General features: G+C 75.5%; 6 protein-coding genes and 1 pseudogene. 3 read left to right on the top strand and 4 right to left on the bottom strand.

Going from position 1 to position 9,251, the window contains the following annotated elements:
* Positions 1 to 291: 291 nt before the first annotated feature.
* From CTKZ_RS08490 to CTKZ_RS08505, 4 genes are all read right to left on the bottom strand, one after another.
* Positions 292 to 1,893, bottom strand: a complete 1,602-nt coding sequence (locus CTKZ_RS08490) for a high affinity choline transporter 1 (RefSeq protein WP_124342545.1) — start codon at positions 1,891 to 1,893, stop codon at positions 292 to 294.
* A 241-nt stretch (positions 1,894 to 2,134) separates the two neighbouring features.
* Positions 2,135 to 2,776, bottom strand: a complete 642-nt coding sequence (locus tag CTKZ_RS08495; protein WP_124342546.1) for a response regulator transcription factor — start codon at positions 2,774 to 2,776, stop codon at positions 2,135 to 2,137.
* A complete protein-coding gene (locus tag CTKZ_RS08500) occupies positions 2,773 to 4,059 on the bottom strand; it encodes a sensor histidine kinase (RefSeq protein ID WP_124342547.1) in 1,287 nt (428 codons plus the stop codon). The genes CTKZ_RS08495 and CTKZ_RS08500 overlap by 4 nt, the downstream gene beginning before the upstream one ends.
* Before the next feature lie 88 nt (positions 4,060 to 4,147).
* Positions 4,148 to 5,047 carry a TetR/AcrR family transcriptional regulator gene (locus CTKZ_RS08505; protein ID WP_200829679.1) on the bottom strand — a complete coding sequence of 300 codons (900 nt, stop codon included), beginning with the start codon at positions 5,045 to 5,047 and terminating at the stop codon, positions 4,148 to 4,150.
* 168 nt (positions 5,048 to 5,215) lie between these two features.
* Here CTKZ_RS08505 and CTKZ_RS08510 point away from each other — a divergent pair, with 168 nt between their 5' ends.
* From CTKZ_RS08510 to CTKZ_RS08520, 3 genes and pseudogenes are all read left to right on the top strand, one after another.
* Complete coding sequence (locus tag CTKZ_RS08510; protein ID WP_124342548.1) at positions 5,216 to 6,067, top strand: urea amidolyase associated protein UAAP1; 852 nt, start codon at positions 5,216 to 5,218, stop codon at positions 6,065 to 6,067.
* 158 nt (positions 6,068 to 6,225) lie between these two features.
* Positions 6,226 to 6,831, top strand: a pseudogene (locus CTKZ_RS08515) (urea amidolyase associated protein UAAP2); the annotation flags it as partial.
* Positions 6,832 to 6,956: 125 nt separating this feature from the next.
* A partial coding sequence (locus CTKZ_RS08520; protein WP_124342550.1) for a 5-oxoprolinase/urea amidolyase family protein occupies positions 6,957 to 9,251 on the top strand: 2,295 nt, incomplete at its 3' end.

Here is a 9,251-nt window from a genome sequence, read left to right on the forward strand (position 1 = left end):
CGCGGCCGGGCCGGGCACGCTCGTCGTCTGGGAGCCGGGCGAGCTGCACCAGACGTGGGCCGTGACGGACGCGGTCCTGGTGGTCGTCGAGACGTCGGGCGACCTGGACCTCGCGGATCCGTTCGTCGAGCGCCCCCGCTGACCTCCGGACCCGGTCGACCGCACGGGTCCCCTCCCCCGCGACGGCGTCGACGCCGAGCACGCCCTCACGCACGCCCGGACGGCCGGGGACGTGCGTGAGGGCGCGTTCGACGACGGGAGCTCGCCCGCCGCGGGTGGCGAGGAGCGGCGTCAGGCCGGGGACGGCAGGCCGTCTCCGACGTCGGGGTCGGTCGCGCGGGCGACCACGGGCTTCGTCGCGGTGTCCGACGACTGCGCGGTGACGCCGGCAGGGACGACCGACGCGTCCGCGGGAGCGGGCTCGGCGGTCGCCGTGTCCGTGAGGGCCCAGGCCTCCTCGTCGATCGACCGCGGCCGCAGGGAGGCGACGACGAGGTAGGCGAGGAGCGACGTGATCGCGCCGTAGAACGTGGGCCAGCCGTCGAACGTCGCGGGAACGAGGTCGTTGGGGAGGTAGAGCACGTCGTTGGGGACGCCGTAGATGGTGGGCGTGAGGACGAAGAGCCCGAGCCGCACGGTGAGCCCGACGGCCATCGCGGCGACGGCGGCGTGCTTGCCGCCGCGCTTCCAGAAGAGCCCGAGCAGGAACGGCACGACGAGCGCGGCGAGCATGAGGTCGAACGCGAGGGTCAGGAGGATGCCGGTCTGGGCGACCTCGAGCGCGACGGTCACGCCGAGGACGACGATCGGGACCATCGCGAGGCGGGTCCAGCGCAGCAGCGGGTCCTTGACTCCGGGGGTGTCGACGACGCGGCGGACGCCGAAGATGTTGCGGACGGCAACGGCGGACGTCGCGAGGATCGCGCCCGACGCGGTCGAGAACGACGCGGCGACGATGCCCGACAGGACGAGGATCGCGAGCCCGGGCGGGGCGTAGTCGTCGAGCAGCGTGAACAGGACCGGGCCGTCGGCGGTCGTGATGCCGAGCACCGACACCGCGGTCAGGGCGACGAGGCCGTAGGCGACGCCGACGATCGCGGTACCCGCGGCGGCCGTGAAGCAGGACCGGCGGGCGATCTCGGGCGACTTCGCGGAGAACACGCGCTGCATGAAGTCGATCGCGACGATGTCGCCGATGCCGAGCGAGATGAGCGTGGCCCAGTTGATGGGTGCGCCCGCGTCGGTGGAGGTCAGCTGCTCGAGGTCGAAGGGCCCCATGCCGGGGTCGATCTGGAAGCCGATCGTCGAGCCGACCCACCACAGCAGCGCGACGGTCGCGGCGGCGGTGATCGCGATCTGGATCGCGGCGGTGTAGGCGTCGGAGAACATGCCGCCGCCGATCGTGTAGACCAGCACGAGCACCACCGCGATGACGACCCCGACGGTGTAGTCGAGCCCGAGGAACCGTTCGAGCAGGAAGCCGCAGGCCACGAGGTTGCCGGCCATGAGGATCGCGAACGCGAAGATCATGAGGACCGACGCCGCGACCTCGACGCCCCGGCCGTACCGGATCCGGTAGAAGTCACCGAGCGTGAAGAGCTTCATGCGGTGCATGGGCTTGGCGAGGAACAGGCCCGTCAGGGTGAGGCAGATCGCGAGGCCGAGCGCGAGCGACGTGCCCGCCCAGAACCCGAACGACGAGGTGAGGTCGGTGTTCCCGACGGTCGCGTTCGAGTCGACCGCGGCCGCCATGAGGGACGCGGCGACGAGCGGGACGCCGAGGCGGCGGCCGGCGACGAGGTAGTTGGCGCTGTCCCCGTCGACCTTGCGGGCGACGAGGATGCCGACGAGGACGACGGCGAGGACGGAGAGCCCGACTCCGGCGATGATCATGGTGGCTCCGGGAGGGACGGCGGCGGCGCCGGGCTGCTCTCCCGGGTCGGCGCGGTGGCCAGGTCACGACGCGTGTCGAGGGTTTCTGTCGCTCGACAGGTTCATTGACCACCCGGGCTGTGTCGGCGTCGCTGCACGCACGAAACGGCTGTGTTAAATCCCGCTCCGCAGCGACCGCGCAGACGGGGGCGCACGCGCACGCGCGCGCGGAGCCTGCGTCCGGCTGCCGTCCGGCACGGCGTCAGCCCTCGACGAGACCCGCCTCGTGCACCCGGACGACGAGCTGCACCCGGTCCCGGCACCGCAGCTTGCGCAGCACCTCCGACAGGTGCGTCTTGACCGTCGACTCGCCGATGTAGAGCTCCGCCGCGATCTCCCCGTTCGACAGCCCGCGCGCCGCCGCGAGCGCGACCTCACGCTCGCGCGGGGTCAGCGCGTCGAACTCCGGCGACGGGCGACGGACGCGCCGCGAGAAGTCCTCGACGAGCCGGCGCGTGACGTTGGGGCCGAGCAGCATCGAGCCCTCGGCAACGAGGCGGACGGCCTCGACCAGCCGCTCCGCGGTGACGTCCTTGAGCAGGAACCCGCTGGCCCCCGCGCGCAGCGCGTCGAGCACGTACTCGTCGAGGTCGAACGTCGTGAGGACCAGGACGCGCGTCGCCGGGTGGCGCGCGACGACCTGCTGCGTCGCCGCGATCCCGTCGAGCACGGGCATCCGCACGTCGACGACGGCGACGTCGGGCTCGGTGCGCGTGACGAGCTCGACCAGCGCGCGCCCGTCCGCCGCGGTGCCGACGACCTCGAGGTCGGGCGCCGACCCGAGGATCGCCGCGAACCCCTGCAGGACGACCGGCTGGTCGTCCGCGACGACGACGCGCGTCATGCGCGGTTCCCGGGTCCGGCGACAGGCGCGTCGGAGGACCGGTCGGGGATCAGCGCCTCGACGACGAACTGCCCGCCCGCCGTCCGCACGTCGAGCAGACCGCCCAGCGCCTCGACGCGTTCCCGCATCCCGACGAGCCCGCGCCCGGGCACGACCGGGCGCTCCGGCGCGGGCTGCGTGAACGCGTTGCGGACGACCAGGCCGACGCCGCGCGCGTCGCTGCGCAGCTCGACGTCGACGGGCTCCCCGAAGGCGTGCCGCCGCGCGTTCGTCAGGCACTCCTGGACGACGCGGTACAGGACGTAGCCGGTCGGCTCGTCGATGTCGCGCCAGGCGCCCGACACCCGGACCTCCTGCCCGGCGTCCCGGGCGGCGGCGACGAGCGCGTCGACGTCCTGCGCGCCGGGCTGCGGCGCTCGCTCGGCACCGTCGGCCGCCTCGGACCGTCGCAGCACCGTGAGCACCTGCCGCAGCTCGCCGAGCGCCTGCCGCCCGTCCGCCGCGACGGCCGCGAGCACCTCGCGCGCGTCGTCGTCGAGGTCGGGGTACTGGAACGGCGCGCTCTCCGCCCGGACGACGACGAGCGAGACGTGGTGCGCGACGACATCGTGCAGGTCGCGCGCGAGTCGCGCACGCTCGGCTGCCGCGGACTCGACCTCGAGCGCGCGCCGCTCCTGCGACTCGGCCGCCCGGGTCCGCGCCCGGCTGCGCGCCGACGACCCGGCCGCCGCGGCGAGGCTCACCGCGGCACCCACCGCGACGACGTGCGCGACGAAGACGTACGCCGAGAACCCGGACCCCGAACCGGAGTCGGTGAGGCCGATCGGCACGCTCGCGACGACCGGCGCCGCGCAGAACCACAGCGCGACCCCGACGGCCGCGACGACCGGCACGACCGCCCGCACCGGACCGTCGAGCGCGGCGAGCATTGCGACCGCGACCAGCGCGAGCCACCACCCGTAGGCCCACCACCCGAGCCAGGCGTACCCGAGGAAGGGCAGGAGCACGAGGACGGTCGCCCACACGGGGTGCGCGCGCCCCAGCAGCACGCCGACGACCACGACGACGAGCGCGGCGAGCACGTACCCCGACGACGCCCCGGGTGCGGTGCCGTACGACACCCAGGAGCCGTCGCCGTACACGACGCCGTCGAGGGCAGGGCTGGCCAGCAGGAAGGCGCCGACGAGCGTCGCGAGGACGATCGACGGCAGGGACCTGCGCAGCGCGGCGACGGCCGACGGCACGGCCGCGGCGGCAGGGCCGGCGAGGGGCAGCGTGCTCATGACGTCGATGCTCGCGGCCGTGGTCGGGCCCGCGCCAGGGCCGCGCGCGGGACCACCATCTCCCCCTCACGACGGAGGACGCGCACGTTCACGCGGACGTGACCCCGACGGACGGCGCACCGCGACCGTCGTCGGGCGCGGAGACCGGCGCTCGGCCAGGCGTGGCGAGCGGCGCGTGGCCGGACGCCGGGAGCGGCGCACGGTCGGACGCCGAGAGCGGCGCACGGTCGGACGCGGTGGCGGGCGCACGCTCGGCGGGCTCCTGCACGCCCGGCGGGGGCGGGGTCGCAGCCGTGGTCGCCGACGCGAGGTCCGCGGACGCGGAGTGTGCCGCCTCCACGGTCGGGGCGTCGCCGCCGAGCAGCCGGAGCACGCCGTCCGCCACGGAGCGGGCGACGGCGGCGGCGTCGAGGCGCTCGCCCGCGCGCCGCCGGAGGATGACCGACTCGACGAGCCCGAGGACGAGCGGCCCGGCGGCCTCGACCGCAACCACGTCGTCGGTGGCGGGCGTCTCCCCGGCGGCTGCGAGCGCGGCGAGGACCTGGGCGGCGAGCTCGTCGTAGCGGGTGCGCAGGCGGTCGCGCAGCGCGTGGAACTCGGCGAACTGCTCGCCGTCCACCTCGGGCAGCAGGTACAGCGCGCCGACGTTGACGGGGCTCGTCGTCAGCAGCAGCACGTCGGCGTGCGCGAGGGCCCAGAGGCGGGCGGCGGCCGGCGCGTCGTCGGTGGTCGCGAGGCGGTCGGCGAGCTCGAGCGACGGGCGGACGGACCCGAGCAGCAGGTCGAGGAGGATCGCGTCCTTGCTCGTGAAGTGGTGGTAGATCGACGCCTGCCGCACCCCGGCCCGGTCGGCGACCGCGCGCGTGCTGGTCGCGGCGTAGCCGACGGTGCAGAACAGCGCCGCCGCGGCGTCGAGCACGTCCTGCCGGGTGTCCCGCTGCTCGTGCGGGTCGCCGGTGGCGCGCGGTCGTCCCGGTCTGCGTCCCATGGCCTGGGGAACGTACCACCGGCCTGTCCGGTGCCCGGAGCCCGGACCGCCGCGGGAGGCCGCTGGGCGCCCGGGTGGCGTAACGCAACGTTTACGGGGTGGTGATCGGCGGGGAACAGGGCGTCGGGAGGCTGTTTCTGTCAGACGACAGAAAACCCGGGAGCTGCCATGACGACCGTCGACGACACCGGCACGACCGCGGGCGCCCGCGCGCACGCCCGGGCCCAGGAGGCCGCCGCCGCCGGCCGCGTCCACGCGATGCCGACGCTCCCCGCGAGCGCCTGGCCGACCCCGCCGGCCGACGTCGACGCGGCGGACCTCGTGCACGCGGAGGTCGTCGCGGGCGGCGGGTACACGCACCTCGCGGTCGCGCGCGGCACGCACGTCCGCGTCACCGACCTGGTCGGCGATGCGTGCGCGCACGTGCTCGCGTACCGGCTGGACCGGCCCTGGGAACGACTCAACGTGGCCGACACCGTCAAGGTGCAGTGGCAGGTCTACCTGACGGCAGGGCACCTGCTGCTGTCCGACGCGGGCCGCGTGCTGGCGTCGGTGGTGCAGGACTCGTCGGGCCGGCAGGACGCGCTGTTCGGCACGACGACGCGCGCGCGCAACGCGCAGCGCTACGGCGACGGCGACGCGCACGGCCCGTCGCCCGCGGGTCGGGAGCTGTTCGCGCTCGCGGCCGCGAAGCACGGCCTGACGCGCCGCGACCTGCCGCCGAGCGTGTCGTTCTTCCAGGGCGTCCGGGTGGACGCCCAGGGACGCCCGCACTTCGAGGGCTCGGCGGGCGCCGGCGCGGCGGTCACGCTGCGGGCCGAGGTGCCGCTGCTGCTGCTCGTCGCGAACACCGCGCACCCGCTCGACCCGCGCCCGGAGTTCACGTCGTCGCCGCTCGAGGTCCTCGCGTGGACCGGCCGTCCGACCGCGCCCGACGACCCGCTGTGGACCGCCACCCCCGAGGGCCGGCGCGCCTTCACCAACACCGCCGCCGACCTCACCGCCCGGGGGATCGCATGACCACGACCACGCCCACGACCGGCACGCCCGACGCGGCCGTCACCGACGCCTTCCCCGCGAGCCCGACGGCGTCGGGCACCGCCACCGCGAGCGTCCCGAGCCCGACGGCCGGCGGCACGACCGACCCGGCGACCGCGACCGCGCCGGGCCCCGACCCTGTGCCGGCCGGCGAGGTGCTGCGCGACGACGTCGTCCCCGCCCGCGCGCCGTGGTCCGCGGTCGTCTCCGCCGGGGACGTCCTGACGATCGTCGACCTCGGCGGCAACCAGGCGGTCGACTTCCTCGTCTACGACGCGCACGACACGTCGCTGCGGTACAGCGCGCCCGACACGATCCAGGCGCAGGACTCGGTGTTCCTCACGACGGGGTCGGTGCTGCGCGACTGCGAGCACGGCGAGCTCATGACGGTGGTCGCGGACACCTGCGGCCGGCACGACACCCTCGGCGGCGCGTGCTCGCAGGAGTCGAACACGCTGCGCTACGGCCACCACACCCGCGCGCAGCACGCGTGCGTCGAGAACTTCCTCGCGGAGGGCGGGCGGCACGGGCTCGGCAAGCGGGACCTGGTGTCGAACGTCAACTGGTACATGAACGTGCCGGTCGACCCGGACGGCGCGCTCGGGATCGTCGACGGCATCTCCGCGCCGGGGCTCGCGGTGTCGCTGCGCGCGGAGCGCGACGTGCTCGTCGTCGTCTCGAACTGCCCGCAGGTCAACAACCCGTGCAACGGCTTCGACCCGACACCCGTCCGCATGGTCGTGACCGGAGGGGTGGACCGGAGCGCAGCGGAGGGTGGGGGTCGCGCAGCGGCGCCCGCCGGGAGCGGAACGCAGGACCACCCCGACCACGGGCACAGCCCCGACGACGAGCACAGCCCGGAGGCCGCACGATGAGCTTCGACACCCTGCTCGTCGCGAACCGCGGCGAGATCGCCGTCCGCATCCTGCGCACCGCCCGTGACCTGGGCCTGCGCACGGTGGCCGTCTACTCGGACGCCGACGCGGGCGCCCCGCACGTGCACCTGGCCGACACCGCGGTCCGCCTCGGCCCGGCCCCTGCGGCGCAGTCGTACCTGCGCGCCGACGCGATCGTCGAGGCGGCGCTCGCGACGGGTGCGGGCGCGATCCACCCGGGCTACGGCTTCCTGTCGGAGAACGCGGGGTTCGCGCGCGCCGCGGAGGCGGCGAGGGTCGCGTTCGTCGGCCCGACGCCGGACCAGCTCGAGCTGTTCGGTGCGAAGCACACGGCCCGTGCGGCGGCAGCGGCGGTCGACATGCCGATGCTCGTGGGCACGGGTCTGCTGGAGGACCTCGACGAGGCGCAGGCCGAAGCGGCCCGGATCGGCTTCCCGGTGATGCTCAAGGCGACCGCGGGTGGCGGCGGGATCGGCATGCGCGCGTGCGCGACGCCCGACGAGCTCGCGGCGGCATGGGACGCCGTGCGCCGGACCGCGGGTGCGGCGTTCGGGTCGGCGGGCGTGTACCTGGAGCGGCTCATCACCGCGGCGCGGCACGTCGAGGTGCAGGTCTTCGGCGACGGGCTCGGCCGCGTCGTCACGCTCGGCGACCGGGACTGCTCGTTGCAGCGGCGGCACCAGAAGGTCGTCGAGGAGGCCCCGGCGCCCGCGCTGCCCGACGCGGTGCGGCAGCGGATCGCCGACGCGGCCCGCGACCTGGCGGCGTCGGTCCGGTACCGCAGCGCGGGCACGGTCGAGTACGTGTACGACGCCGAGCGCGAGGAGGCGGCGTTCCTCGAGGTCAACACGCGCCTGCAGGTCGAGCACCCGGTGACCGAGGCCGTCTACGGCGTGGACCTCGTCGCGTGGATGATCCGCCTGGCGCAGGGCGACACGAGCCCGCTCGACACCCCGCTGCAGGCGCGCGGTGCGGCGGTCGAGGCGCGCGTCTACGCCGAGAACCCCGACCGCGACCACCTGCCGTCGGCGGGGACGGTGACGGCGTTCGCCGTACCCGCGGACGTGCGGGTCGACACGTGGGTCGAGCCGGGGCTCGAGGTGTCGACGCACTACGACCCGCTGCTCGCCAAGGTCGTGGCGTCCGGCGCCGACCGCGACGCCGCGTGGGCCGCGCTCGACGCCGCCCTCGCCGCGAGCCGGCTCGACGGCGTCGCGACGAACCTCGGCCTGCTGCGCAGCATCGTCCGCACGCCCGAGGTCGCCGAGGCCCTGCACCACACGGGGACGCTCGCGCACGTCCGCGACGCGACGCCCCGCGTCGAGGTGGTCCGCGCGGGCATGCTCACGACGATCCAGGACTGGCCGGGCCGGACGCACCTGTGGCACGTCGGCATCCCGCCGTCGGGCCCGATGGACGACCTGTCGTTCCGCCTCGGCAACCGCGCGCTCGGCAACCCCGAGGGGGCGCCGGGGCTCGAGTGCACGATGGCCGGGCCCGAGCTGCGCTTCGTGACGGGGGCGACGGTGCTGGTCGCGGGCGCGCCGACCCCGGTCGCGGTCGACGGCGTGCCCGTGCCGCAGTGGGAGCCCGTCGACGTGCCCCCGGGCGGCGTCCTGACGGTCGGCACCCCCACCGCGGGCATGCGCTCGTACGTGCTGGTGCGCGGCGGCCTCGACGTGCCCGACGTGCTCGGCTCGGCGGCGACGTTCGACCTGGGCCGCATCGGCGGCGCGACGGGCCTCCCCCTGCGCCCCGGCGACCTGGTCTCCCTGGGCACGGCCGCCCCCGACTCCGCACCGGCGCACGCCGTCCCGCTCGACCAGCGGCCCGTCATCCCGGCGTCGTGGCTCGTCGGCGCGCTGGAGGGCCCGCACGCGGCGCCGGAGTTCTTCACGACGGACGACGTCGAGGAGTTCTACGCCGCCACGTGGTCGGTGCACTTCAACTCGGCGCGCACGGGCGTGCGGCTCGTCGGGCCGAAGCCCACGTGGGCGCGCCCCGACGGCGGCGAGGCGGGCCTGCACCCGTCGAACATCCACGACACCCCGTACGCGGTCGGCGCCGTCGACTACACGGGCGACCTGCCGATCCTGCTCGGCCCCGACGGCCCGAGCCTCGGCGGGTTCACGTGCCCCGCGACGGTCGCGCTCGGGCAGCTCTGGAAGCTCGGGCAGCTGCGTCCCGGCGACGAGGTCCGGTTCGTGCCCGTCGACGAGGCGCAGGCCGACGACCTGCGGCGACGCCCGCAGGCCGACCCGGTCCCGCGC

It is taken from the genome of Cellulomonas algicola (assembly GCF_003851725.1).
GTDB classification, from domain to species: Bacteria; Actinomycetota; Actinomycetes; order Actinomycetales; family Cellulomonadaceae; genus Cellulomonas; species Cellulomonas algicola.

Excerpts from the sequence above, each read along its gene's own strand:
- CTKZ_RS08490 (WP_124342545.1), bottom strand. The coding sequence starts at position 1,893 with ATGATCATCGCCGGAGTCGGGCTCTCCGTCCTCGCCGTCGTCCTCGTC.
- CTKZ_RS08495 (WP_124342546.1), bottom strand. The coding sequence starts at position 2,776 with ATGACGCGCGTCGTCGTCGCGGACGACCAGCCGGTCGTCCTGCAGGGG.
- CTKZ_RS08500 (WP_124342547.1), bottom strand. The coding sequence starts at position 4,059 with ATGAGCACGCTGCCCCTCGCCGGCCCTGCCGCCGCGGCCGTGCCGTCG.
- CTKZ_RS08505 (WP_200829679.1), bottom strand. The coding sequence starts at position 5,047 with ATGGGACGCAGACCGGGACGACCGCGCGCCACCGGCGACCCGCACGAG.
- CTKZ_RS08510 (WP_124342548.1), top strand. The coding sequence starts at position 5,216 with ATGACGACCGTCGACGACACCGGCACGACCGCGGGCGCCCGCGCGCAC.